This is a genomic window from Sinobaca qinghaiensis, from assembly GCF_003610495.1.
Lineage (GTDB): Bacteria > Bacillota > Bacilli > Bacillales > Marinococcaceae > Sinobaca > Sinobaca qinghaiensis.
In genome coordinates this window covers 1-1,733 of the sequence record NZ_RAPK01000003.1, presented here as the reverse complement: position 1 = coordinate 1,733, position 1,733 = coordinate 1, and the positions used below count along the sequence as shown (strand labels likewise).

1 rRNA gene is annotated in these 1,733 nt (G+C 54.9%); it reads right to left on the bottom strand.

The annotated features are described in order from the left end of the window. Positions 1-14 precede the first annotated feature (14 nt). A 23S ribosomal RNA gene (locus ATL39_RS00325) occupies positions 15-1,733 on the bottom strand; the annotation flags it as partial.

Genomic DNA, 1,733 nt, shown 5'->3' with positions numbered 1-1,733 from the left:
AATGGAAAAAGTATTTGGATAAGTCCTCGATCGATTAGTATCTGTCAGCTGCATGCGTCGCCGCACGTCCACCTCAGACCTATCTACCTTGTCATCTCCAAGGGATCTTACTCACTTGCGTGATGGGAAATCTCATCTCGAGGGGGGCTTCATGCTTAGATGCTTTCAGCACTTATCCCGTCCACACGTAGCTACCCAGCGATGCTCCTGGCGGAACAACTGGTACACCAGCGGTGTGTCCATCCCGGTCCTCTCGTACTAAGGACAGCTCCTCTCAAATTTCCAACGCCCGCGACGGATAGGGACCGAACTGTCTCACGACGTTCTGAACCCAGCTCGCGTACCGCTTTAATGGGCGAACAGCCCAACCCTTGGGACCTACTTCAGCCCCAGGATGCGATGAGCCGACATCGAGGTGCCAAACCTCCCCGTCGATGTGGACTCTTGGGGGAGATAAGCCTGTTATCCCCAGGGTAGCTTTTATCCGTTGAGCGACGGCCCTTCCATACGGGACCGCCGGATCACTAAGCCCGACTTTCGTCTCTGCTCGACTTGTAGGTCTCGCAGTCAAGCTCCCTTTTGCCTTTGCACTCTGCGAATGATTTCCAACCATTCTGAGGGAACCTTTGGGCGCCTCCGTTACTGTTTAGGAGGCGACCGCCCCAGTCAAACTGCCCACCTGACACTGTCCCTGATCCGGATCACGGACCGAGGTTAGAATAGTCGTACAGCCAGGGTAGTATCCCACCGACGCCTCCACCGAACCTAGCGGTCCGGCTTCCAAGGCTCCTACCTATCCTGTACAAGCAGTACAACCATCCAATATCAAGCTACAGTAAAGCTCCATGGGGTCTTTCCGTCCTGTCGCGGGTAACCTGCATCTTCACAGGTAATATAATTTCACCGGGTCTCTCGTTGAGACAGTGCCCAAGTCGTTGCACCTTTCGTGCGGGTCGGAACTTACCCGACAAGGAATTTCGCTACCTTAGGACCGTTATAGTTACGGCCGCCGTTTACTGGGGCTTCAATTCAAAGCTTCTCCCCGAAGGGGATAACCTCTCCTCTTAACCTTCCAGCACCGGGCAGGTGTCAGCCCCTATACTTCGCCTTGCGGCTTCGCAGAGACCTGTGTTTTTGATAAACAGTCGCTTGGGCCTTTTCACTGCGGCTCTCCTGGGCTATTCACCCGAAAGAGCACCCCTTCTCCCGAAGTTACGGGGTCATTTTGCCGAGTTCCTTAACGAGAGTTCTCCCGCGCGTCTTAGAATTCTCATCCCACCCACCTGTGTCGGTTTGCGGTACGGGCACCTTTTTCCTCGCTAGAGGCTTTTCTTGGCAGTGTAGGATCGGGAACTTCGGTACTTAATTTCCCTCGCCATCGCCGCTCAGCCTTGATGAAGAGCGGATTTGCCTGCTCTTCGGCCTACCGGCTTGGACGTGCATATCCAGCAGCACGCTTGCCCTACCTTCCTGCGTCCCCCCATTGCTCAAATGGAAAGGAGGTGGTACAGGAATTTAAACCTGTTTTCCATCGCCTACGCCTTTCGGCCTCGGCTTAGGACCCGACTAACCCTGAGCGGACGAACCTTCCTCAGGAAACCTTGGGTTTTCGACGGAAGGGATTCTCACCCTTCTTTTCGTTACTCATACCGGCATTCTCACTTCCAGGCGCTCCACCAGTCCTCACGGTCTGGCTTTACAGCCCCTGGAACGCTCCCCTACCACGATCCCCC